We start from the raw sequence: 25,708 nt of genomic DNA, 5'->3' as shown, positions 1-25,708 counted from the left end.
GCATCGCTTTTCGCCAGCGACCGTTGCCGTTCTGGGATTCACGAAAAAATGCCCGTCAGCAGGAGCCGTTTAACACAGAAGAGCGATCGCACCATCACAAGTCCGGTGCTAAGTGAGATCTTGCACCATTCTCAATAAGCTTTTTATGAACAGGCAAGATGCCTGTTCCACAAAGAGTGAATTTTCTTGTGGAACAGGCATCTTGCCTGTTCTTGAGAATGGTGCAAGATGTGAGGTGCTAACCGACATGATATTAAACCATTACTGTGAATCACTACCAAAAATCGAATCGCCGCTGTAGTCGCAGGTCGCGGACTGATTGCGCCCCTGTTGCTTGGCACGGTACAGTGAACGATCGGCGAGCGCAATCAAGTCAGCCGATGATAGTTCCGGAATCGGAATCAAGTTAGCGATACCCATACTAATAGTAACTACATCGCTCACATCAGAGGTTTTGTGAGGAATATGTAAAGCTTTAATAGCAGCGTGAATCCGTTGGGCCACCGAACTCGCTCCTTCAAGATCAGTATTAGGCAAAATGATGCCAAATTCTTCTCCGCCGTAACGCGCCACCAAATCCGCCGGACGGTACACCACCTCTTGCACAGTCTGAGCAAGTTTGAACAAACAATCATCCCCCATTTGATGACCGTAGCAATCATTATAGCGTTTGAAATAATCCACATCAAACAACAAAAGAGAAATAGGTTTTTGTTCCCGGTATAGCCGCTGCCATTCATGCTCTAAGCGGTCATTAAAACAGCGGCGATTAGCAATTTGAGTTAATCCATCAATATTGACCACTTGTTCTAAGAGGTGAGTAGCGCGGGCTAGTTCTTCGTTAGAGAGTGCAAGTTGTTGATTAATTTCTCTCATGCGCGCTTGAGCCTGCTGCCTTTCTGCCAATTCCTTCTGCAACTTCTGAAAAATATCAGCTTGTTTAATGGCGATCGCTAACTGATTAGCAATCTGTTTAACAAGGTCAACTTCAAATTCTTCCCATTGCCGAGGAGCAGAACATTGATGAATACATAACAGCCCCCACAAATCTTGTCCATTGAGCAACGGCGCCACTAAATTAGCCCGAACCGGAAATTGTTTCCAAAGAGCGCGGTAACAGTGTTGAAGGTCAATCTTATTGATATCTTGAACTACCTGCATTCTCCCTTCTTGATATGAATCAGGATCTTGTTCACCAGCACACGGGTCGTTAAATTGATTTCTGCTTATCAATTTACATCCTTCGCCTACGGATTCTGAAACAAACTCACCATATCCAAAATTACTGTCAGGATAGAACTTAAATATGCCGACGCGCTCGGCATCAAGAAACAGGCGAATCTCCTGCGAAGCAATCTCAAAAATTGTAGACAAATCAAGAGATTGACGGATGTGTTGAGTAATCTCTTGAAGTAATATCGCCTTGTCGTACTGTTGCCGCAGAGCCATTTCCGCTTGCTTTTGGGCGAGAGTAGCGGCCTCTGCTGCTTTTTTTGCTTTAATGATTTCACCTTCGTATAGGATACGCTGGCGGATACAGAGCAAGATGCAATTGTTGACGAATTTTCCTCCCTGATTCCGACGCACAGCGTTGATCAGCATGGGTATATCACTACCCTGCTTTGACCTTAATGAGAAGTAAATTTCCTCTACTTTACCGTCCAGCTTCAACAGGGGGAAGAAATGGGTTTGATAAAAAATCCGGCTGGCCATTGGCAGAATGGAGTCCATTTTCCGTTCCTGCAGTTCATCGGTTTCGTATCCGAGTAATTGCAGTAATGTGGCGTTGACCATTAGGATCGTACCATCGTCAGCAAACGAGACGAATCCACAGGGTGACGTGTTGAGTAGCTCGTCTATCTGGTAGGTCATGTTTGCCATACAAATCAGGTAGTATGAGGTGCACTCAAATACTCCTTAATCATGTCGATCGTCTCTTGTGGATGACTCAGGTGCGGGCAATGTCCCGTAGCTTTCATCAGCCGTAGCGTACTTTTAGGCAGGTGGCGGTGGAGATAATGCCCTACCTCGGTGGGAGCTACCATGTCCTCACTACATTGCAATATCAGTGAAGGTACTGAGGCATTCGGTAAATCACTGCGATTGTCAGAGTAAAAAGTCACCTCCGCAAAGCGACTTGCAACCACCGGATCTGTGGAACAAAAACTTGCCTCAAGCTCCTCACTTAACTCAGGACTCTCGTGATTCTGCATCACCATTGGCGCCATAAAGCTGGCCCAACCAATGTAATTTTTCTCCATGATATCCAGGAGATCCTCAATATCTTTGCGCTCAAACCCTCCGTAATAATTTGGTAAATCATTGATGTAGCAGGGTGAAGGCCCTACGAAAATCAGGCGATTAAAGTAATTAGGAGCTTGAATTGAGGACAGAAGGCCGATCATACTGCTGACAGAATGACCGACAAAAATCACATCCGTCAACGCCAATTCTTCACAGATATCGAGGACATCCTGAACATAGCCTTTGAGGTCGCTGTACCGTTCATAACTGTAGGCACTAATATCAGACTGTCCCGAACCTACATAATCAAATAGAATGATTTTGTAGTCCTTCTCGAAAGCCGGTGTTACGAAACGCCACATATTTTGATCGCACCCAAATCCATGAGCAAACATCATGGTCTGGGTGCCTTGTCCAAACACTTTTATATTATTCCGCCGTAAAATTATTTGAGTCATTTGAGCGACACGAGCATTAAATTGATTATAAGACTTTTGCGCGCTTTCATGAGGGAGGAGTGCTGAACCCACATAGTGGTAGACAATAATTCAGGATGTGGGATTAATTGAATTGCAACCTCAGCAATGACAGGCTTCCTCAACATATAACGCTGTCCGATTTCCTAGCCGCTCGCTGGTAACTATTCCCATTTCGCTGAGGTTTCCATTCCTTCGGCAATTGTGCTCAGATTTAAGCCCTGTGGGATTACAACTATGGGTTTGGCAATTCCGCGAGCGATCGGCTCGCTGGCTAAATCGCGGACAAATTAGCGCTCAATTTTGAGCGAGTTCACCGGAAAATTTTTCAGGTTGTTAAAAGCAGCATAGCCAGTGCCCAAATCCTCGACAAAAATCCCAATGCCACGCTTCGAGCCTTGGCTCAAAAGATTGTAGGTAATGTCAACATTAAGCATCATTACAGTTTTCCTAATCTGTAGCTATAGATATTTTAGCTTCATCTCGGTGCGCTCAACAATGCGATCGCTCTTAGCGATTAAAGTCGCTTGGCTGAGCTGACTGGCCGACAGATTCACTGGTATAGTAGGAAGAATTAGCCCTCCTCCTAACTACTGCTGATATTGCCCCCAAGCTTGCTCTAAAATCAATTTGCTCTTCCGGCAAAATCAATCCAGTTTTTTCGGAGATCGGAATAAAGCGATGGCGATGAATCCAACCTACTTCACCAGAATGCGATCGTAGGATAACTTCAACACCAGCAAGGCTAAGATTTTGCCAATCGAGCTGAGCTTGATCGTACAGCAAGTATTGGCCTTCCAAGCAAAATTCAAGGAATTTTCGATTACCAGGGTATTGGATTTGGCCCAAGGTATTGTTCCTGTGTAAAAACTATAGGTATTGAGCCCGAGCCCTTAAAGTAATATAGGGAAATATCTGCTTAGAGGCACAACAGCTTACCCCTAGATTTTTACCACAACCTATTTAGTGGGATTACTATAGCAAAAGGCGCTGATGAAGAAGGCACTAAAAACTCATATTTCAGCAATTAAGAACATCCCAAACATTGTCGCGGTTGCTATAAATATTCACCAACTCCTCAAATTAAAAAAGTTGGGTTCCCTAGCTCAACCCAACCTACTTTTAACGACCAATCACTGCGAACTCTCAAATATCCTCATCGTCTTGATCTTGCACACCCTGGAGAATCCGCGATAGCTCACTCTTCTCATTAATCGTAATCCGAGTCGGAGAACCGCTGATAATCCGTTCGTAACCACGGAACGAATCTTTAATTTGTGGGCCTCTTTCAGTAATGGTGTATTCCCGAATTCCTTTGTCGTGCCAGGAACCGCGCATCTTAAACACATTAATCGCCCGCGACATTTCTCCTCGAATCTCTACATACTGCAGCATGATAATGGTGTCAGTAATCGTAGAAATATGGGAGTCCGTAATCGAATTAGAACCCATAAACTGGTCGCTTGTATTCGTAAAAAAGCCGGTTATTTCTTCCTGCTTCGCAAAACCTGTCACTCCGATCACAAATTGCCTGAAAGCATTATTGCTGACACCCCTAGCTAAGGCCGACAGCGAGTCTATAGCAATTCGAGAAGGTTTGAACTCCGCAATTTCTGATTTAATAGTCTGCAAGTGGTCTTCCAAACCGGCAGATTCCGGGTAAGTGCACAGCAGCTTCAGCATTCCTTTCTGTTCCATTTCCTCAAAATCAATGCCCCAAGAATAAGCATTGCGGAACAACTGAGCCCGCGACTCTTCATAGGCAAACAGCAGCGCCCGATTGCCGTTCATACAAGCATTCTGCAAGAACTTGCTCACCAAGAGCGTTTTGCCGGTTCCCGTTGCACCCGTAGCCAAAATAATCGAGTCTTTGAAGAAACCGCCACCGCACATTTCGTCGAGAGTTTTATCGCCCGAAGAAACCCGCACGTTTGAAGACTTTTGAGTTAATCGCATCGCCCCCAATGGGAAAATATTAATTCCGTCATTAGTCATAGTAAAAGGATATTCACCCTTCATGTGAGTTGTACCCCGCAACTTCAAAATTTCCATTGTGCGGCGGCGGCGTTCCCCTTCCAAAACGTTGCGAACAATCACCACATTATCCGACACAAATTCTTCCACTCCAAACCGCGCCACCGGGCCGTATTCTTCCACCCGTTCTGTTGTCATAACTGTAGTTGCTCCGACTTGTTTGAGGCGCGCAACTAAGCGAAAAATTTCTCGGCGCACCACCGATGCAGCATCGTACTGCTGAAATACGGCGGTAACAGAATCTATTGAAACCCGCTTGGCTTTGTACTTGCGAATGGCGTACTGAATGCGCTCGATTAAGGCTGATAAATCAAAATTTCCTACGATATCTTGACCTTCTGGATCGGGGGAAGCGTCCAAAATAAATAGCTTGCCTTCCTCGATTAACTGTGCCAGATCCCAACCGAAACTGCAAGCATTTTTAATAATATCTGCCGGAGATTCTTCAAAAGTTACGAACACTCCAGCTTCGTCAAAATGGGTAATTCCATTATAGAGAAATTGTACGGCAAATAAAGTTTTTCCCGTTCCTGACGTGCCGCTGACTAGGGTGGTTCGACCGAGCGGCATTCCGCCGTGACTGATGTCATCGAAACCCTCAATCATCGTGCGAATTTTTTCAACTCCTGCCCTTCCCAATCCTTCTCGTTGAACCGTTTGACTAATTTCATTCATGTCGATTTTTGTCAACTCTCAGTATGCTTTAGTTATCACTCATTAACCGCCGATCATGAGTCTTTGTACCCAGCTTTTAGTTTTGGCTCTTGCTCAATAACTAATGACGGCTGACTGCTGACTAATGACCCCGCCCAAAAACGAATACAAGCGCCCGACTCCTGTGGTGGAGAGATAAAAATTTTAGACTTTTTTCAACATCCTCGATTCATCTGTGGAGTAAATCTACAATCGTTCGACGATCGCACGACTCGACGGCTCGACATAGCGCTCGCCGAACGTTTCACGCCAAAGTCTCAAATCTAAAATCGACTGACTGCCATCTGATTATCTTATGAATTCAGGTCTTCTTCGCGAAGTTCTTCATAGAGCAAATCTAATCCTATCAGAACTTTCTCACGATCGGACAAATCGCCAATAATTTTTCGCACCGGCGGCGGCAGGATTTTGGCCAGCGTTGGGGTTGCCAATATTTTGTCCTCTTCTGCTAGCTGAGGATTTTTGAGAACGTCTATGACTTTCAGTGCGTAGACTCCTTGAAATTCTTGTTCGAGGATGTCCTTTAGGGTTTTCAAAGCTCGCACTGAGTTGGGAGTATTCCCCGCAACGTACAGCTTCAGAACATAGGTTTTCTTCAGAGGACTCATGAACTTTTTTAAATGTTGAGTATTAGTTGTCTGATGTTAGTTGTAGTTCTTATTTGTCTTAAATCCTCTGTTCTTTGTTATTTTATAATAATTTCAGCCTCCCGATGATCGCGCGGCCGTTTGTCTTGTCCTTTCTTCTTTGTTAAATTCTCTCTTCTACCTTCTTCTTGCTTGAATTTTGCCCTTTGCTGCCTTCTACCTTATAACCTGAGATGCTTCTTTCGGAATCGATCGTCGGTACATCTCGCACATATGAGCGATCGCGTCAATGAGAGTCAACCGGTAATCGAGCAATATTTCCTCGCTGCGCCCTTCTATTTGTAGCTGTTTAGCAAACTCGTCCATCAATTCCATGTGAATTTCTACAATTTGAGTCACGGGAACATCAGCAAAAAAAGCTAAGTTTACAAATTCATCTATTTGATTGTTGACCGCAGTATCTTGAGAAAAATAATTCAAAACGATGTCGCGATAACTCGACTTGAGTTGCTCCAAAAACTTTTGCTTCTCAGGTGGCGACAGATTTTTCAAAAAAATCTGGGAATTTCTTTTATAATACACACCTAAGTATCCTAATCGCTCCCGTAATTTTTCCGCCAGCCGCCGCTGCTGTCGGCTGAGCAAACTTTGAGCAGTCAATTGAGCTGTCGCATCGCTCTTTGCGGATTGGTAATTGACAGGAACCGGAGTTGAAAGTTTCAGAAATTGTGCGATCGCCTGATCGATACCCGCAACTATTTCGCTCGATCGAGCGATTGCCAGTTGCACCTCAGCAGGGTGATAAAAAAAAGCACAGCTTTCGTCTTGACTCGTGTTGGGGGTACTGGTGCCAGCCTCAAAACCATCTGAATATGGTGCAACTGCCCTTTCATCCTCCCCCGGCTGGGGCGAAAAAATCACAGCAGGCAAAAAGAGCGATCGTTCTTGCAGCTTGCCCAGAAGCGATCGCAGATCCCCATCCACCTCCAAAACCAAACAATCAAGGTGATAATTGTGCTTAAGGAACCCCAAAAACTCCCCTGCCGACTTAATGTGCGTTAAAGCATAGCGTTCGCCCCTCAAAAGCTCGATCGCAGAGGCTACGATTTCCTCGGAGCGGACAAAAATACCGATAGATAGTTGGGAAAGCAAAGCTGTAGGTGCACCACCTAAGTTGCCCGAAAGTGCTGGATCGCTCAGAGTTGATATCTCCCTTATAAAAAACTTAACATTTTAACAATCATCTCAATATTTATTTTAACCAATCTTAACCGCAAAATAAGTGATGAGCTTCTAGCACCTGAAGAATGAAAATGTACTTTTTTGTTTCTGTGTCAAGCACCCTGAGCGTGATTTCTGCAATTAAGCTTAAGCTTTAAAATAATTGCTAGTCGCCTCAAATCAGGCGTAGGCATCGAACTGCCCGGTTTCGGTGCAGATACCGAGCCTGATAGCGAACTGATATAAAACAAATAAGATACAGAAATCCGCAGCTACATTGAGCATCAAAAAAAATATTACTGCTCTCGCGAGCAGACTCTCAGGTTTGTTATGTCACTCACCACCCCCAGTATCAAAAATTTTATGGAGCCAGTGCCGCTGTGCCTCCAAACGGCTGCGCTAGCATCGCTGCGATCCATTTTCAGATCCTGCAACTGCGATCGAGTCGCAGTAGTCAACGAACAGCTACAGCCGCTGGGATTAGTGTATCTCCGCAGCCTGTGGGCTTATGGAGACGATCGCACAAACGACGGGCAACAACCTTTGTCCGAAAGCCCGATCGCGATCGAACCAGTCAGGGCATTACCCGCTGCTATGAGCGTCAGTGAATTCTGGCAGTACCTGCAAACAGAGGAACTGAACATCCCAGCCCGGTCAAACAGCCAAACCGCAGGCATTTCATCAAACAACCCGATCGCCCTGACAGATGGCAGTGGTCAATTTTTAGGAATGCTAGACAGCCTGAGCCTGCTGCAATTCGCCGCACTCAACAGCAGCTCGCTCTGCAGCCTCACAGAGCAGGCAACAGCCGTCAAAGAAATCGAATTAAGGCCGGTTTCCGAAGCCATAGCCAGTGTCCTAGGCGCTCAAGTGCGCTTTCTAGAAGCAGGATTGAAACCTTCGGAAAACCTAAACTCCCTAGTCCAACTACTGGAAAAACTGCCCCTGCCCCTGAGATTGCAAACCCCCACCGCACAAATAGTCAGCCAAAACGCAGCGTGGCGGATTTTGCTCGGATCAGGCCCAGAACCAGTTCCAGAACCAGCAGCAAATTTGGGTAAACACTCGCCCCGCAAACCAAGCCATTTAACAAGCGAATACAAGAGCGTGCAGTTAGAGGCCATCACCAAAGAATGCAGGAGCCTAGTAGGAGCAAGTAGAGCGGGCGATTCCCTGCGGGATAGCTTCGCCGCGCGTGATTCAACAGCAGCCACCAGTTGCCCGCTCCCCTTGTACGCCGCCGCCTCCCCCTCAACCTTAACCGCTCCAGCTTGGTGCCCCACCGCCGGCAAACCAGACACCTACATTTGCGAGTGCCCACAAAAAGGCCAAGAACGGATCTGGCAATTTGTCAAACAACCGCTCTCAGACCAGCTAATTTTAGTAATGGGACAAGATGTGACCGAAGAACATTTAGTCGCCAAAGAACTAGCAGCGAAAAACGCAGATTTAATCCACCTCAACCGACTAAAAGACGAATTTTTATCCTGCATCAGCCACGAACTAAAAACCCCACTCACGGCTGTCCTCGGTTTGTCCAGCCTTCTCAAAGATAAATTGATCGGAGAACTCAACGACCGCCAAACACGCTACGCCAAACTAATCCATAAAAGCGGGCGGCATTTGATGACAATAGTTAACGACATTTTAGACTTGACCCGGATGGAAACCGGGCAGCTAGAACTAATTCCCGAACAAGTAGAAATAGCAGCAACCTGCCAAAGAGCCTTTGAACAAGCAAAACAACTGCAACAGCAAGAAGAAAAAAACCCGCCCGAACCCAGCAAAACTGACGGCACAGCAAACGCAGAACCCTCCGCCCAAATAGAATTTACACTCGAAATAGAACCGGGACTGAGCCAATTAATTGCCGACGAACTGCGGCTGCGGCAAATGCTCGTCAACCTCCTTTCCAACGCCCTAAAATTCACCGAACTCGGCGGCAAAATCGGATTGAAAGTAAATGTTTGGGAAGGCTGGATCGCATTCACTGTTTGGGACACTGGAATCGGCATCCCCGCCGACAAACAGCACCTGATCTTTCAGAAATTCCAACAGCTAGAAAGCCCCCTCACCAGGCGCTTTCAAGGAACCGGACTGGGACTGGTACTGACTCAACGCCTAGCTCGGCTCCACGGCGGAGACGTTTCGTTTATTTCCTCAGAAAACCAAGGCTCTCAATTTACCCTGCTGCTGCCACCAAATCCTCCGGGAAACAGCAGCGAAGAAGTCTTGCCACAGGAAGCCGCTGAGGAAGAATTATTAAAACCCCAATATCCGACTCTGATCGCCAATTCTCGCTCTCGTTTAGTATTAATAGTCGAAGCAGTTCCCAAATATATCGAAGATTTAACCAACGTCCTCTCGGGTTTGGGCTACCAAGTAATAGTCGCCCGTTCCGGCACCGAAGCGCTGGAAAAAGCTCGCAGGTTCAGTCCAGAAGCGATTTTCCTCAACCCGCTGCTGCCGCTGCTGTCCGGTTGGGACGTGCTGACGCTGCTCAAGAGCGACCCGGATACCCGATCGATTCCGGCGATTGTCACAGCAACCAGAGGCGAAAAAGAACGGGCCAGTGTCAACCGAGCCGAAGGCTTTTTGAGCTTGCCGGTGGAAGAACCCGCTTTGCGGCGGCTGCTGACCGACTTGATCGGCAAAAGTAATGCTAGTAGCGCCAAAGTGAGGAGTTCTTTAACCGTGTTGTGGCTCAGCCCGCAAAACAGTTCCTCTCAAGGTTCCGCTTTACTCCTCAACCCCAACTACTGCCGCGTTTTAGAAGCAGACGACCTCGGCCAAGCAGAACTCGTGGCACGAATTTGGAGGCCCGACGCGATCGTTTTGGACGGTACAAGTCAACTGCAAAACCCCTTAGCTTTTATCGAACAGTTAAGTCGATCTCGAAATTTGGGTTCTCTCCCCTTGGTGACTTTAGACCCCGCAACTACCCAACTGGCAAATCAAGTCAAAGGATTGTCGGTATTTCCCTGTTTGGCTACCCGTAGTCCCGACGACAGTGAAACTTCAGGTACGGGGTTGGTGGGCAGTGCGTTGTGGCAAGTGATTCAAGTCGCTGCTGGCATGAGTTGGAAGCCCAGCATTTTATTAGCCGACATTTCGACTTTACCCGATTTGCACCGCACTGCTGGGGGGAATCCGACGGGAGAATTGGAAAATCGCGATCGAGCGAAAAATGGCGAGATTCCCGTTCCCAATTCCCAGTTTTCTAGTCCCAACCTTCAAGCTTTGATTCAGTACATCCAAACCGCAGGATTTCGAGGGTCGATCGCTCCTTCCTGGACAGAAGTTTTGCAGCAGTTGCAATATCAAAGCGTTGACTTAGTTTTGCTGTGCTTGCGAGATGCCCCCTCAGAATCAACCGCTATGCTGCAGGCCCTATCGAACCTGCGGCAAATGGCAGTCAAACTGCCAATTTTAGTCTGGGATTATCGCTCTGCGGTAAATTCGGAATCCGAGGCGATCGACTTTCTACTGCAAGAAGTATCTGCCAAAATTTTGCCTTCTTCTTTATCGGCAGCACAATTGTTAGAGCGAATTCAACAGACTTTATTGACTCACTCAATTTCCTAAAAATCAAGAATTTACCAGGTTTGTAGTGAAGACTTCATTCCTCTCTAAACCCGTAAAGACAAACTGTTGTTTCTGAGGTAAAACAGAATTTGGGAACTCTTTAAGTGTCAACCGCGAAGGGTTATTTATTAACTCATTCAAGTTTAGATTAACTAATAATTTTGCCGATTTGTAGTGAGGCGAGGAGTCGTCTATAAAACAGTGAAGAAAAACGGCGATCCGGAGTGTAAACATAATTTCAGAAATATTTAAATGAAAACCGCGAAGTGTTACGTGTCAAGAAGCAATATCAAAACTCAAAAATATGAGTTATTATAGGCGATCGAGAAACCCTTATATTTTTTTCTGGGGCTGTACAGTGCCTAATCGCATTCCTTTAATATCTCTGCTACTCGCACTCGGTTTGTGGACAATGCCCAAGCCTGCTGTCGCACAGGCACTCCTGCCTTACACCCTGCAAATTGACTCGGCCCAACTCGACCAAACGGCCTTGAGCCTTGCAGAAGAAGCGGTGCAGTTAGCCAGACTCCAGCAGTACCAACTCGCCGTCCCCAGAGCCGAACTCGCCACACAGTTAGCTCCCAAGAATGCTCAAACTTGGACTTTGTTAGGCAGCTTGTACCTTCAAGTCGAGGAGTTTGACAAAGGCATTGAAGCTTTGGGGCAAGCTCAATCTCTGTCGCCAGAAAATCCCTCAATTAAATTTGTCTTGGGAGAAGCTTACTTTCGGAAAGCGAACTACGAGAAAGCAGCCGAATATTTGCAAGCCGGGTTGAAACTAAAACCCGACACTCCAGGTGCATTATTTGATTTAGGCAATGCTTTTTATAAGCTGAAGCGGTTTGATCAGGCGATCGCCCAATACGAAAAAGCCTTTGCTTTAGAAAAAAACCTGTGGCCTGCTATTAACAATATCGGGTTAGTCAAATACGAAATGGGAGATGTTGATAGCGCCATCAAACGCTGGCAAGAAGCGATCGTGATCGACGACAAAGCAGCAGAAGCAATGCTAGCTCTAGCAGTAGCGTTGTACACCAAAGGTGACACAGAAAAAGGCTTAGCGATGGGAGAAGCAGCTCTGAAACTCGACAAACGCTATGCTACCGTAGAATATCTCAAAGAAAACCTCTGGGGCGATCGTCTGATTGCAGATACCCAAAAGTTGCTAGCCACTCCTGAAATGAAGGCAGCACTGGCTAAAATTCAAGACGCCCCACCCCCTCCCCAAATGTTGCCTTAATTGTAGTTAACTTGGTAGTGAGGACTTCAGTCCTCAAAGCCTTTTTTAACTGATAACCAACTATCTTATTCAGGACTAAGCTGTCGCGCATTTAAATTGCATATTCGAGGCGGGCGGGAAACCCCACAAGAGTTTTATTGTTTTTTGACATACAATTTAAATGCCGCAACAGCTTAAAACCCACAAATAGTTGAATACGTTATGGGTAGGGGTAAGGTGCGCGCACAGCGAACCCTACAGATAGAGTTGCTGCGTAAGTTCTATTATTGCCACGAAGAAGTCGCTCTCTTCAATTCTCCAATCTAAAATCTAAAATCTAAAATCTAAAATCCCATGACCTCCCTAAGCTGGACAGAATTAGAAGCCCTCACAAACTTTGAAGTCGATCGCGTCAACGGGCCAACGAACGCCCAAGCCCGGTTGCGCCTGTTTGGTAAAACCGAATCCGATGTGCGAGTCATCCTGTACCGCGATAACCATGCTTGGTGTCCCTACTGCCAAAAAATCTGGTTGTGGCTGGAAGAAAAACAAATCCCCTACCGCATTGAGAAAGTTACTATGTTCTGCTATGGGGAAAAAGAAAGCTGGTACAAGCGCAAAGTGCCATCGGGAATGCTACCGGCGATCGAACTAGACGGCCGCATCATCACCGAAAGCGATGATATCTTAATCGCCCTCGAACGAGTCTATGGCCCCTTGGGTTTGGGCATGGAAAACCCCGCAGTAATACCAATGCGGCGGTTAGAGCGACTGCTATTTAGAGCCTGGTGCTCTTGGCTGTGCTACCCAGCAAGTTCAGCCAAAGTAGAACAGCACAACCGCAACCAATTTATCAGCGTCGTCACCCAGGTAGAAAAGGCTCTCGCCAGCACCCCCGGGCCTTATTTCCTCGATGAATTTGGCACTGCGGATGTCATCTTTACCCCCTACGTCGAACGCATGAATGCCAGTCTTTACTACTACAAAGGCTACTCGATGCGCGAAGAAAACCCGCGCTTTGCTGACTGGTTTGCGGCGATGGAAACCCGCCCTACCTATCGCGGCACTCAGAGCGATTTTCACACCCACGTCCACGATTTACCACCTCAGATGGGCGGGTGTTATGAAAACGGCGAACCTCAGATGCTACTCAATAAAGCCCGCGTGGATAATGGGCCTTGGGCTGGATTGCCAGATGTGATGTATCCAGAACCGGAAACCTCCCGCGCTGAAGCACTTCATCGCGTCATTAAGCACCAGCGCAACATCGTTCGAGTCAATCCTGCTGATGACAGCTTATTCGATGAGGCTTTGCGTTGTGCTTTAACTTTGATGATGACTGGCGAAGTTTGTACGCCGCCGAGTGGTTCTGATGCGGCTTTGCGGTATTTGCGCGATCGGGTGAATGTGCCCCGTGATATGTCCATTTACGCGGCCAAGCGGTTGAGGGAAGCGTTGGAGGAAACGGCGGCTTTGGTGGGTGATGGCCAAGGTTCTCCGATTCTGCTGAAGCATCGGCGAGATCAAGATCCGGCTAATTTTGTGTAGGGGGCGTCTGGTGGATTTGCTCAAAGGTTTCTACAAACACGACATTACAATTTTGTAAGGTACGATCGGATTATTTCCTAGACTGTTTCAGAGGCTATGGGTATGGTTTCAGTATCCAACAACCAACCAATTATTATTCGTACAGAGCGCGGACTGACAATTTCAGGTACGCGCATCACTCTCTATGATGTGATGGACTACGTGACGGCTCAGTATCCCGCGAAGTTTATCCGTTCCTTGTTTGACTTAACAGAGGATCAGATTAACGTTGCTTTATCTTACATTGAGGCAAATCGTGCAGAAGTCGAAGCAGAATATCAAATTGTTTTAAAGCAAGCTAAGGAAATTCAGCATTACTGGGAAGAGCGCAATCGCGAACATTCTGCCCGCGTTGCAGCGATGCCACCCAAACCCGGTCGAGAGGCTCTTTGGGCAAAACTTCAAGAGCAGAAAGCCAAACACGAACTAGAAGCATGAATTTTCTGATCGATCACAATCTCGGAGGTCATGCAGAGATTTTATTGGGCAATATTGCGAGTCAAGGCTGGTTAAATCTACTCCCAATTCGTTTTGTCACCTTCAAACAGATGAATTTGTCGATCGACAGTAACGATCGAGTTGTGTGGCGACTTGCTCAGGCAAATCAGATGATTTTGCTTACTGCAAACCGCAGCATGAAGGGTGAAGACTCCCTGGAACAGGTGATCCGAGAAGAAAATACAGTGGATTCCCTACCTGTGATTACGATTGGAGATGCCGATCGATTTTTAGCCGATCGAGTCTATCGAAATCGTTGTGTTGACCGTATTCTGGAAATCTTGCTGGATATCGAAACCTGGATGGGCGTTGGTCGTCTTTTTGTTCCGTAGGGTGAGCCAATAAGTAAGGCAGTGCTGCTAGCCGAACAAGCCAAAAAAACTGAGTTTTCAACACTATCGAGTATTTTTTATGAAAGTATCTATCTCTTTGCCTGATGAGCTAGTGCGTTACATTGACGATCGTGTAGAAAATCGCAGTCGGCTAATTGAGCTTTTATTGCAAGCGTGGCGTAAACAACAAGAACAGCAGGCAATGGTAGAAGCCTGTTTATTGCTGGATGAACTGAGCGATGAATTAGCCGATGAGGAGGAAGCATGGCAGCAAGCAGCGATTACCGACTGGGAAGCATCTGGCTCGTGAATTTCGCCCCCTCAGTCGGTACAGAAATCCGCAAGAGTCGATCGGCGGTAATTATTTCAGGAACTGCTCTTTAAGTCCAAAGGGGCAACAAACTCTTATAGGAAAAGTTAGGATTAGGCATGGTCAATAGCGAAACAACAAGCCTGAATGTAACAACCTCCGAACTCAGCCTGCTCTCTCAGTTAGATGAGTTAAGGAGTGCTTGGCAGGAAATTCATCCCCAGCAAGCAGAGGGTGGTTTACTGGCTTTGAGCGGATTTAATTACCAATTCCTGTTGACACTGCTGAAAATTGTTCGTCAATGGAAAGACGCTTCTGAAGCCGAGCGCCAAGACCAGAATACAGCTCATAAAGTTCTCGCGGAAGCTATTTCAGATATTACTGAATCAGGTACAGTTGTTACCCTTACACAAGCAAAAAAAACTCTTTCAGAGGGCCCAATTAGGAAGGCACTTGATGAATTTTGGGACATTTTCGAGCTTGCCTCTGACCGTACACCAGGCTTAATAAACCGCTTACGGTTCGTAATCTCTGGAGAGTTTGAGGGTGATAGGAATCCCAACCAGGTTATTCAAGGATGGGGTGTTATATCAAAGCAAGACCAAGCACAAAAACTCACTGACTTCAAAGCTCTTGTCAGCTCTGAGCTTGTTCCTGACCCAAGATTAGAGTTAACGACTGAGTTAGAAAATCTTTCACGGGATGAGGATACAGAAACAACTATAGGACGATGGCTGGGCTATCTTCTTCAACTTGGTTCAGGCTTATCTCCTGAGCGTATAAGCGCTCTTATATGGCGGGAACTCATAAATGATAAAAGCTTGGAAGCGTTCCGAGCAACACAGGCAAGATTATTCAGCCAATCCCGCTATCGACTTTGTGTTGTTCGACATACACTCGGTGGCAGTCTGTCTCTACCTAGGACAGATTTACTCTCACAGCTACAAGCATCTGTACTCACGAAGCGGATAACCCTTCTCATCGGGCCATCGGGATCTGGAAAATCAGCACTTTGCAAGCTGGCTATGCAAAAAAACTTTCCAGATTATACGCGCTTGTTTCTCCATCCATCTGACATTATTTCCTTCACAGAAACCCCAGACTCCACATCTAGCCGAGATACAAGACGTATTGATGCACTCTTAACAGCTCAGGTAATTGAGAAGCCCATCATCATCATAGATGACCTGAGTGATGTCAATGATCAAAGCTTTGATTGTGTACTTAACCTTCTTCAAAATGCTTTGGCTAGCGAGACATCAACGGATGTGCGTTTCGTTCTCGTGGCGCATCTAGATGCTGAACGCCGAGTTCGTGACAAAATTGATGCTCGACTTGGCGCAGAACTTTCTATTGATGTTGTTAAGTTACCACAACTACCTATTAACGATCTTCAGTCATCTCATACTTTACCAGCCGGCGTTGCTAGTCTTGTTCAACGCGCTGATGAGTTTGGGCCTGCCTTGAACCTTAAGCTTCTTGACTGGCTGATTAGTAGCGTTGAGCAGGATGATATCAATACTTCAGCCTTCCAAAATGACCTAGACCTGCTTGCTTGGTTCTGGCGCTCTCATGTAGGAAATGGACGTGATGACAGTCAAGAAGGTCGTGCGCTAATTGGCACAGCGCTTTCATTAGCCAATAAATTTACTCCTGATCTGTCTCTCTATGACTCTGGGATTAATTCCGGAATTCTAGATACCTTGGTGCGGCGAGACTGTCTTCGAGTTGCAGAGGAAAAAGTAGCTGTCACACACCGTTTTGTAGGAGACTGTGCCAGGTTTCGCTACCTTCTGGGGAAACGTCGCGAACTAGATGTCAGTAAGCTTGCAACGAAGCTGAGAAATCCTCTTTGGTCTCAGCCAGTGCGCTGGTTTGCTTTGTATCTTGCGATGAAATCAGAAGAGAGTGAAACATGGCGGGAATTGCTTCAAGAGGCAAAGGAAGGTAATCATTTACAGCTTATTGACTTACTTCTCGATGGCGCGATATTGAGCAGACAGCCAAGTTCAGTTCTCCAAGGCTGTTCCGGCGAACACCTTCCTTTTTTCATCAAGCATCTCATCTCTCGTCTTCTAGCGATCGCAACTTTTCCAAATCCAGCCCTTGCAGGAATCTCTGAATCTACGTCTGTGGGCACAAGGCTGGTCATACAGGAGCAGATAACGGGAATTCCAAAAGCGCATTTGTGGGAACCTGTGTGGCGATGGCTCTTATCTCAAAATCCAGAGACTGTAATCGAGGAATCTTGTTTAGTTTTCAGAGTGGCTGAGGCTTGGCTGAACTGGGGAATATTTGCAGAAAAATTTTCTTTCCGCGTTGAGGTTGCAGAGTTTGTCCTTAACTTGCTGCAAAGAATATTGCTGCCCGATCCCGATCCACCCGATCCTGTACCAGAAGCGCGAGTAGACAGTTGGGAAGACCTAAACCAGATAATCGAGCTAAGACAGAAAGGAGCGTTACCCTTCCCTGTCCATAAAAAGCAATACTATTTACGTGATTTTTCATCAAATGCTTTTGCCTGTATAGTGTTTGCGCTCAAGATTATTCCAGAACGTTCAGCCTGGTTTTTGAAAGTTTTGGCAGGACGAGAGATTACACCAGCAAATAGATTAGAAGCAACTGAAACCTCTTTTTCTTTCACTAGACATGGTGTAGGCGTGCTTGAGCCTCCACATCCAAAAGGGTCATCAGGGCGGGTTGATCGTCAGTTCCGCAAATTCATGCTTAAGCAAGGAGGTAGATATCTCAATTTTGTAGTTCGTGTCAATCCACAACTAGGTGCTGAATTACTTTTAGCTCTGACTATTTCACCGCCTGGTTATCGCTATGAGTTCGAGCGCTCCTCTGAACAGTTAGATGACGATCTTGGAACAGAAGGCTCTGATGATCTTGATGTCTGTACATTCAAGTTTTCCGCAATTCTTTATCTGCTTCAAATAGATGAATCTCTTGCAGTTGATGTTATTGCAAGCCTTTGTAATGTAGCCACAGATTATTGGCATGAGCATCGCTGGGCAAAGAACAAACTGGAGGGTATGCCAGAAACTGATACTGATGGCGTAACTTTGCTTATTGGCGAGAACAGAAAAGACTTCAAAGGTGGTCGTCATGCTTTGTACTGGCATCGCAAGTATCCTTGGTCTCCAGATATTGTCGCTTGTTTCTTAATGACGCTAGAGGGATGGCTCTACAGTCGTCCGACTAAAGCAGCACTCGAACGTTCTATATCAATTATCTTTGAGCATGCTGACACTGTTGCAATGCTTGGGGTACTCATTTCGCTGGCTAAATGCGATCCCAATCTTTTGAAAGGTTCCTTACTACCTCTACAGTCGTCATTACAACTTTGGGTATGGTTAGAGTTTGAATTAATTGATCGGGGACAAGATTTTGCATTCGATTTTGGGAAGGCATGGAGCCGACTGTCAAACGAGGAATCTCAAGAGTTAGCTGAATTTCATCAGTTATCTCACAGAAAAATTCCCCTTTTAGAGAAGATAGCACTCCCAATGTGGCTAGAGAGAGACATTCCTTTTGATGCAACATCTCAGATTTTGGCAGACTGGGATAATCACCAACTTAATTTTATTCCAGCGGTCAGTCGCTATCGTGCATTAAAAATCCGAGCTTGGTTTGAGGGCAACAACTGGGTGCCGGAAGAGGATGAACATGGAACTAGAATCTTTCACTTCGTCGGTACTCTACCTCCAGATGCTGAAGTTGAGGCTAAAGCTGAATCTGCACTTTGGAATCTTCAGCATCTTGAAATCGTAATAATGTGCCGAAAAGTTCTAGATGGTGAGTTGCAAAAGACACCGGAACTAGATAGGGAGTTTGTTACTCTTCTGACCAGTGAAGAACAGCTTACTTCCCTACAAGAGCGCCTTGGAGAAAAAGCTTTTATAGATATAATTTGGGCAGCGATTGCTGTTATTCTAGAGTTTCCTATTGATAATCTCAACCCAGAACTGGAGAACTACATCACTGATTATGCTAGTGATTTTTCTCATCTACCGATAAGTTTAGATGACGGCAATCGTTGTCAAAATTATAATAGGGATGCTGAAGCTTTTCTCGCTCATGGGGCCCCTAAATTACTGCGAAGATGCAAATCTGAAACCTTACTTCGATCATCTGCTTTCCGTTGCTTTATTGGTGTCCGCAATTGCAATACATCTGCTTTTATGAGTTCATGGATAAGAGAATATGGGCTTGTTCACCCTCTCACCCAAGAACTCATCAATATTGCACCCCGAATAGCCCGCCTCCTTTTCCTGACTTATGCAGTACCCTATGCTGAAGAAATAAGCAAACGAGAAAAGCCTCAAATTGAAGAGGTCTGGTCTAGTTTACAAAAGGATTTTGAAGAGAAAAAAAATTCAGGAATTTCTCTAAGTGATGTTTCTCAATGGATTCCAGAAATACTTATCCAACCTCTGCAACAACAACCTCGCTGGTTACACAATTACTTTGATTGGGATTTTTTAGCGGCAGCGTTGATTCCGGTGCTAAAAGCAAAGCCAGATAGCGAGATAGAGCTGGATTTAATCAGTTTATTACGCGAGCAAGTGCTTTTTGCTTTGTTGCACGAAAGGGCAACAGTTTATGTAGATAACAAAGCAGAGCAAGAAGAGGATGGAGATGATTCTGTAGAAACACAACTTTATTCTGCTCAATCTCAAATAATACATACAATAGTAAAATCCAATTCTACCGAATTTGCTACAGGAATTAATGTAATTCTCCAGGTGTTTAAAACAGTTGAACTGGTAGATTGCATTGTTTTAGGTGAGGTTATAGATACTTTAAGTTACTGCATTGTTGAGGAAAATTCTTCGGATATAATTGACCACTCATTTAGAAAATACACAGCTTGTACAGTGGGAGAATATCTGTTTGGCCTTAGAAACCAGCAGGAGCCAAATCTGCGATTCTTCGGTAGTGTCAGAGATATTTGGGAAAAATTGATTGACCTGCTGTGGCAATGGTCTAAGAAAAATCTTCAGTATGCAACTCAAGCAGATCAATGGCTTATGGAGTTTTTAGAGCGTTTTCAAGAAGTATTACTTCCTGATAGGTGGTTGAGAAGAAAATTGTACCGTGTTGGCACATCAACGAATTATAGACACTTCCGCCGTTTACTTTTCAAAATGCTCATCCAAAACCAGGAAATCTTACCCACTAGCAGAAATGACGAAAGTGAACTTTTAGTTCAACTTCTTGCTGAACTCTGGGATTCAGATCCCAGTTGGATAATACATAGCCCACTTCGACGTAGTGGTCTGAGAACTTTGTTGGGGCAGTTACAGGAAATTGACGCGCTAGGCGCAAGAAGACTAGGGGATGAGATAGCTAATTCCTTAGCAAATGGCTCTGATTGAACCAAGTATTGATCCAGATTAGGTTGAAGAAAACGACAAGGTTAATTGTACTCAAGCAAAAGACGAGGTTTTAGCGATCGCACTACTCGATCGATTCTGAATAAACCGATCGGGAACAACCATACCGCCCTCAGTTTCCACATCAAAAAGCACCAATTGTTTGCGATCATCCTTTTTGTGCATTCCCGCAAACGAATTAGCACAAAAAAACTCTGCAAACACAGTAATTTCAGGGCAGTGATACAGTTCATTCTCTCGGAATTTTGAAGAGGTAAAAAGTTAAGCTTAAAAACTTAACTTTTTAACTGATATTCAAGTAGCCTCGACGAACAAACCGCTTCGAGCAAACTCCTCTTCTTCAGGAGTAAAGACAGGAGCTTCATCCACAAGGTCAGGGTCAAAGTAGTATATCTCTTGTAGGAATTGCCCCGTGACGATCGCCTCGTCCAACTCCTGGATGTAATCTTGAGCAACTAAGCATACCTCCTTGATGCTTTCCTCATCCCTCTTATCCAACAGCTTATGCAATATTGCTCTCACCCCTGTCAGTCGTGCTGCGGGCTTGAGGATACCGTAGAGGCGGTACATCCGATCGGTGGCAATGCTGATTTGTTTGAGGGCTTTGGCTTGTGCTAGCTCAGACTCAATGCTGGGCCAATAACGGGTGGTGTAGAATGCTTCCTCATCCTTTTGATACCACTCCTCGGATCGCGCAATTGAGGAGGAGACAGTGTTGTGCAACTTCCAGAAGAATAAGCGCAGGGACGGGCCATCTACTACGGTGGACAGCTTTGCCTCCATTGATACCTCAAAGCTATTGAGACGCGGGTCGCGCCCAAGCACGAGGTACTCCACAGGGTAAATTTCCACCTCCTTATTCTGCACGACGTAGGCGTTGAGGTGGTGGCGGCAGTAGGGGCAGGGATACATACTGGCAAACAGGTTGAAGAAGTGCTTGAAGATGGCCACCAGAGTTTTTTGCTGTTCTGGGGTCTTGGTAGAGACTATCTCAGCCGTAGTGTGCAAGAAACGCCACACCGCAGGGCCAATATAGTAAGGGAAGCTAACCCGCATTTGTGAATTCTTTACTTCAGTGCGATCGATATACACATCGATGAACGCCACATATTGCGAGAGTTCGCCAGACTCGCGCCCAGACTCTAAGCGTTCGCGCCGTTTCTGTATCCCATTGAGGTAGTGGTGCGTCAAGCGCCATGCCTGTTGAAGCATCAGCTTCTGTTTTGGAGCGCATTTGGGAAAGCCTTCTGCAACATCCGCCCCATAGCGCCCAAATTCCCCTGACGTTTTAGTCGCTTCGTACCACTGGTTTAAAGCTGCTTCATCAGGCACCGTGTTGAAGGGAATGTCTGCTTCGGTAATGACGCTGAAGGCAGCCAGCAACTTCGGCATAAAGTCTTCATACCAATATGCTAGTGGCATCATCGCACCATCTATTTGCTCTGATGCCTCCGAGAGGATGACGCGGTTCCACTTCTTCAGGTACTCTGTGGGATCTCCCTCGGATTTGGCTGGTGGCGCTGCCATGTTCTCACTCAGCTCCAAGTTTCGCAGTCGGTTGAGTTCGTTGATGGCAAGCACACCCTCGGCAATGTCACGCAAGTTGAGACTATCCTTTTTGATGGTCATGGCCAACTCGACTGCCGCCCCAAACTTCTCCTTGGCGGTGGCAGACTTATCCCGCGCCTGCAACATGGCTTGTTCTTGGGCCAACATTTCAGGAGTTTTTTCTATGGTTTTCCAGTTCTTGATGCGATGCTCTAGTCGGGCATATTCATCTTCGAGCGATTTAACTACTGCATCCAGTAGAGGGTTGCACGCCGACTCTACTACACCCAATCCTTTATAAAGCGCGATCGCACTCCTGACAAATCGCACAAAATCAGCAATTCTGTATGGCAAGTCTCTCACGCACAGGTGAGTCTCGTGGTTGGCACAGAAACTCTCGCGGAAGCTGCGGTAGGCTGCTCCCTGGATCAGACGAAACAAACCAATCTGCATCTCCAAGCGGGACGTACCGCGCTTCTTCTCACCTTGTGGGTGTTGGGCGAGTAGTTCTTTTAGCCGCGCTATTTCTCGATTGCAACCGGTGGGTGGTTCTTGTAGATCTTCTAGATTAGGTTCAATAGTGGCAGAAGCTGCCTCGTTGACAGCAGTGGTTATACTTTCGAGCGCAGCCGCAGCCTCTGTACTATCTGAAATTTCGGTTATCTGTGTACTCACAACCGGAACCGGCAAGTCTTGATCTCCTGTTGCGATCTCTGACTCATCGGGTACCAGTGTGCAGAATTCCTCAAAGTCAATTAAGGCATTGCCGTCATGGTCTGCCTCTTTGATGATCTCATCAAGCTCTGGCTCTGTCAGCCCAAACGGGCTCATCACATCCTGCATCTCGTTTTTACTGATTTGACCGGTACCGTTTTCATCAAATACACTAAATGACATTTTGAGACGACTCTGGCGATCGCCTTGCTGGGACACCATCAGCATTTTGAATTCCTCAAAATCGATACTGCCCGACGAGTCTAAGTCCACTTCCTCGATCATGTCGCGCAGCTCGGTTTCGTTAGGACTCTGGCCTAGCGATCGCATCACTTGACCGAGTTCTTCTGATGAAATAGCACCGCTCCCGTCCGCGTCCAATACTTTGAACACTTCCCATAACTTTGCCTCCTCTTCTTCAGTCATGACTGTTTTTTCAAATTCCACAGAGGTCATACTAAATTCTCCCTATTTTTTTTATTTTATGTCTATTAATTATGGCCAATATAACTAGGTAAGCGCCAAAAAACAATAATATTTTGTAAGCTTTTGTAGGGGCTGGTTTAGCCTAAAATCTATACTAAGAGAGATGTTATTTGTGCAACACCAGGTCTACCATGTATTTTTTACTTTAATCCACTTACTTTAATTGCGGATGAATTACGCAACTGTTACAAATGATACTATAACTAAGCATAGTTACCAGCGTTATCGCAATGATTGGGCGTTTTAGTTGGTAAACTAAATAGTTAGAAAGCCATCAGGATTTAAGTGGAGCAAGAGTTGTGGCTCTTGACATTTGACAGCTTAAAGTGAGTTGATAAACAGAAAAGTGCCCTAATATCTCGAAGATAGATAGGGTAGCCACTTGGCTCAACTTTGTAATTCCGATGAAACGCGGATTTGAGCGGATTTGAGCTGAAGCAGTTATAGTACGATCGAATAGACTGAAGGGCGAGATCCTTTTGCATCAGGATTTGAGTTAAAAGTAGACGCAATATTCGGTCATATTTGAGTGAAGTTAAATCATCTAAGCTGTTCGGGATTTAAATTGTATGTCAAAAAACAATAAAACTCTTGTGGGGTGGGCGTCCCGCCCGCCTCGAATAGGCAATTTAAATGCGCGACAGCTTATGATAGCAATCCTATTTCATTGGTGAACAATTTTTATGCCCAGCACGCGATCGAGTCGAGGAGGGGGTTTTAACGATTTCCCCCCTTCCCCTTCTAATTAAAAATCCCTCAGTTGAGCAGTTTGAACCGGAACTTCTTTAATCTCGGCACCGCGGCGCACCTTCAGTTGCAGAATTTGACCGATTTGACTGTTTTCCACCAAATTTTGCAACTGTTCGGGCTCAGTCACTCCCTCACCGTCAATTTGAACGATGACATCCCCCTTGCGAATCCCTGCTTCCTCAGCAGGCGTATTTGGCACAACTCGCATCACTAACACCCCTTTCACTTCCGGCACAATCAAAGGAGCATTGGGGTCAGAATTATTCTCTATGGCCATTTCAGGAGTCAAAGCAATCATCTGAATCCCCAAAAACGGATGGCTGACTTGTTCCCCCTTGGCTAACTGCGCGTAGATGGCCTTGGCTTTGTCGATCGGAATCGCAAACCCAATACCCATTGCATCGGCTCGAATCGCCGTGTTGATGCCAATCACTTCTCCTCTGCTGTTTAACAGGGGGCCACCGGAATTGCCGGGATTGATGGCGGCGTCGGTTTGAATGAAATCAAGCCGCTTGTCGGGAATGCCGACGGCTGCACTGGAGCGTTTGAGGGTGCTGATAATGCCCAAGGTGACGGTGTTGTCAAATCCCAGGGGGTTGCCCACGGCGATCGCCCAATCTCCCACTTTCACCGCGTCGGAATCTCCCAAGGTGGCCGTCGGCAGGTTTAATTGCTTGGTATTAATTTTGACAACAGCCAAATCTGTTACTTCGTCAGTACCTTGGACTTCTCCTGGAAATGTCCTGCCGTCGTTTAAGGTGACAGTCACTCGATCGGCTTTGTCAACTACGTGAGCGTTGGTTAAAACAATCCCGCTTTTGTCAATGATGAAGCCGGAACCTTGACCGCGTAAGCGTTCTTGTCTAGGGGTCATGCTGCGTAAATCTTCTCCCAAAAATCTGCGGAAGAATGGGTCTTCCATTAAGGGGTCGATGTTGCGACTGACAGTGCGCTCGGTATCAATGCGGACAACTGCCGGCCCGACTCGATCGACAGCCGCCGTCACAAAACTTCCCGTATCCGCTGGCAATTCCCCGCCGCGCAGCGCTAACTGTTGCGGATTCGGGGGGGTGGCGGGGGAACTCTGGAACTGTAAGTTGGGCGGATTTGTGCCATCAGCGGCGGCAGCGGGTGCAGCATTGATACCCAGCGCACTCAGGGCGATCGTCATTCCTAAAATTAGGGCGAACCAACGAGCACCGATTCGAGGTGTGGGGCGAAAAAACTTAAATAGTCGCATAGCGTCAATCTTTGTTAGTCTGGGTTAGTCTGGTAAACGTGTGCGATCGTGCGGACTCAATAATCTGCCGCTATGAAGATCCTAAATATATTTTGACAGTTACAATACATGAGTCAGGAGCCCGCACCAACTCAACATATTCAGAATTCTAACTTTTAAACTTTCCCTCGTAACCCCAATGATTCTATCTGATACTTCTACTGACAAATCCTTGCCCTCAAATTCCCACCACCATCACGACGATAAATCAGCCCACCCTCACCATCACGATGAAGAATCGATGCGGCGGCTAGTAAATCGCTTGTCTCGGATTGAAGGGCACGTCCGCGGCATTAAAACGATGGTGCAAGAAAACCGTCCCTGTCCCGAAGTTCTCGTGCAAGTTGCAGCAGTTCGAGGGGCGCTCGATCGCGTAGCGAGAATCATTCTTGATGAACATTTAACTGAGTGCATTGCCAGAGCCGCTAAAGAAGGCAATATCGATACGGAAATCGAAGAGTTGAAAGCGGCTTTGGATCGGTTTTTGCCTTAGCCGCTGCCAATTTTTACCTCCATATAACAAAACCTGCAAATTAGACAAAACTTGCAAGTTAGGATTTATGGCCAATTTTTTAAGCATCTTTCACAAACAGGGGAAAAGCGTCACATCTTCTTCCCCTCACCCCCATTTCCACAACATATAATTTATATGCTTCGCCGTTTATGAGAGCGAGTTTTGTTAAAAAAGAATTAGTCAGGTTTTTCGTGACGAAGGAACTCCT

The 25,708-nt window shown here is 46.1% G+C and carries 19 protein-coding genes; 9 read left to right on the top strand and 10 right to left on the bottom strand.

From position 1 onward, the window contains the following. Positions 1–261: 261 nt before the first annotated feature. The 7 genes from D0A37_RS08015 to D0A37_RS07985 all read right to left on the bottom strand — a co-directional run bounded on the left by D0A37_RS08015 (position 262) and on the right by D0A37_RS07985 (position 7,207). On the bottom strand, positions 262–1,881 hold the full coding sequence (locus tag D0A37_RS08015) for a diguanylate cyclase domain-containing protein (RefSeq protein ID WP_242723087.1): 1,620 nt from the start codon (positions 1,879–1,881) through the stop codon (positions 262–264). Between the two features lie 5 nt (positions 1,882–1,886). Beyond that, positions 1,887–2,702, bottom strand: a complete 816-nt coding sequence (locus D0A37_RS08010) for an alpha/beta fold hydrolase (protein WP_242723086.1) — start codon at positions 2,700–2,702, stop codon at positions 1,887–1,889. Positions 2,703–3,010: 308 nt separating this feature from the next. After that, positions 3,011–3,160 (bottom strand): hypothetical protein, encoded by a 150-nt coding sequence (locus D0A37_RS08005; protein ID WP_242723085.1) that lies wholly within the window; start codon positions 3,158–3,160, stop codon positions 3,011–3,013. A gap of 70 nt (positions 3,161–3,230) precedes the next feature. After that, complete coding sequence (locus tag D0A37_RS08000; RefSeq protein ID WP_242723084.1) at positions 3,231–3,521, bottom strand: EAL domain-containing protein; 291 nt, start codon at positions 3,519–3,521, stop codon at positions 3,231–3,233. Positions 3,522–3,866: 345 nt separating this feature from the next. Then, the gene (kaiC, locus tag D0A37_RS07995) at positions 3,867–5,429 is read right to left on the bottom strand and encodes a circadian clock protein KaiC (RefSeq protein WP_242723083.1); all 1,563 of its coding nucleotides are present in this window, start codon (positions 5,427–5,429) and stop codon (positions 3,867–3,869) included. 332 nt (positions 5,430–5,761) lie between these two features. Further along, a complete protein-coding gene (gene kaiB / locus D0A37_RS07990) occupies positions 5,762–6,076 on the bottom strand; it encodes a circadian clock protein KaiB (RefSeq protein ID WP_006632119.1) in 315 nt (104 codons plus the stop codon). Between the two features lie 195 nt (positions 6,077–6,271). Next, a complete protein-coding gene (locus D0A37_RS07985) occupies positions 6,272–7,207 on the bottom strand; it encodes a circadian clock protein KaiA (protein ID WP_242723081.1) in 936 nt (311 codons plus the stop codon). A 399-nt stretch (positions 7,208–7,606) separates the two neighbouring features. Between D0A37_RS07985 and D0A37_RS07980 the strand changes: the two genes are divergently transcribed. The 8 genes from D0A37_RS07980 (at position 7,607) to D0A37_RS07945 (ending at position 20,191) form a co-directional block, all read left to right on the top strand. Continuing rightward, positions 7,607–10,861 (top strand): ATP-binding response regulator, encoded by a 3,255-nt coding sequence (locus D0A37_RS07980; protein WP_242723079.1) that lies wholly within the window; start codon positions 7,607–7,609, stop codon positions 10,859–10,861. A gap of 358 nt (positions 10,862–11,219) precedes the next feature. Next, positions 11,220–12,101, top strand: coding sequence for a tetratricopeptide repeat protein (locus D0A37_RS07975; protein ID WP_445242543.1), 882 nt, complete (start codon positions 11,220–11,222; stop codon positions 12,099–12,101). A 333-nt stretch (positions 12,102–12,434) separates the two neighbouring features. Further along, a complete protein-coding gene (locus tag D0A37_RS07970) occupies positions 12,435–13,628 on the top strand; it encodes a glutathione S-transferase family protein (protein WP_242723075.1) in 1,194 nt (397 codons plus the stop codon). Between the two features lie 102 nt (positions 13,629–13,730). Continuing rightward, complete coding sequence (locus D0A37_RS07965; protein ID WP_242723073.1) at positions 13,731–14,105, top strand: DUF433 domain-containing protein; 375 nt, start codon at positions 13,731–13,733, stop codon at positions 14,103–14,105. Next, on the top strand, positions 14,102–14,497 hold the full coding sequence (locus D0A37_RS07960) for an ACP S-malonyltransferase (RefSeq protein WP_242723071.1): 396 nt from the start codon (positions 14,102–14,104) through the stop codon (positions 14,495–14,497). Before D0A37_RS07965 ends, D0A37_RS07960 begins: the two co-directional genes overlap by 4 nt. Positions 14,498–14,576: 79 nt before the next feature. Next, positions 14,577–14,807 (top strand): ribbon-helix-helix domain-containing protein, encoded by a 231-nt coding sequence (locus tag D0A37_RS07955; protein WP_242723069.1) that lies wholly within the window; start codon positions 14,577–14,579, stop codon positions 14,805–14,807. Then, positions 14,762–14,881, top strand: a complete 120-nt coding sequence (locus D0A37_RS07950) for a type II toxin-antitoxin system PemK/MazF family toxin (protein ID WP_242723068.1) — start codon at positions 14,762–14,764, stop codon at positions 14,879–14,881. Before D0A37_RS07955 ends, D0A37_RS07950 begins: the two co-directional genes overlap by 46 nt. A 45-nt stretch (positions 14,882–14,926) precedes the next feature. Next, on the top strand, positions 14,927–20,191 hold the full coding sequence (locus D0A37_RS07945; protein WP_242723067.1) for an ATP-binding protein: 5,265 nt from the start codon (positions 14,927–14,929) through the stop codon (positions 20,189–20,191). Positions 20,192–20,242: 51 nt separating this feature from the next. Here the strand turns inward: D0A37_RS07945 and D0A37_RS28940 are convergent, their stop codons facing one another. The 3 genes from D0A37_RS28940 to D0A37_RS07935 all read right to left on the bottom strand — a co-directional run bounded on the left by D0A37_RS28940 (position 20,243) and on the right by D0A37_RS07935 (position 24,947). After that, positions 20,243–20,374, bottom strand: coding sequence for a hypothetical protein (locus D0A37_RS28940; protein ID WP_278187169.1), 132 nt, complete (start codon positions 20,372–20,374; stop codon positions 20,243–20,245). Between the two features lie 129 nt (positions 20,375–20,503). Further along, positions 20,504–22,927, bottom strand: coding sequence for an EF-hand domain-containing protein (locus D0A37_RS07940; RefSeq protein ID WP_242723066.1), 2,424 nt, complete (start codon positions 22,925–22,927; stop codon positions 20,504–20,506). Positions 22,928–23,702: 775 nt separating this feature from the next. Then, positions 23,703–24,947, bottom strand: a complete 1,245-nt coding sequence (locus D0A37_RS07935; protein WP_242723065.1) for an HhoA/HhoB/HtrA family serine endopeptidase — start codon at positions 24,945–24,947, stop codon at positions 23,703–23,705. A 178-nt stretch (positions 24,948–25,125) separates the two neighbouring features. Between D0A37_RS07935 and D0A37_RS07930 the strand changes: the two genes are divergently transcribed. Further along, on the top strand, positions 25,126–25,479 hold the full coding sequence (locus tag D0A37_RS07930) for a metal-sensing transcriptional repressor (protein WP_242723064.1): 354 nt from the start codon (positions 25,126–25,128) through the stop codon (positions 25,477–25,479). Positions 25,480–25,708: the final 229 nt, after the last annotated feature.

Source organism: Microcoleus vaginatus HSN003, assembly GCF_022701255.1.
GTDB classification, from domain to species: domain Bacteria; phylum Cyanobacteriota; class Cyanobacteriia; order Cyanobacteriales; family Microcoleaceae; genus Microcoleus; species Microcoleus vaginatus_B.
Note: the sequence above shows the minus strand (reverse complement) of the source record. Positions and strands in the feature narration are given on the sequence as shown.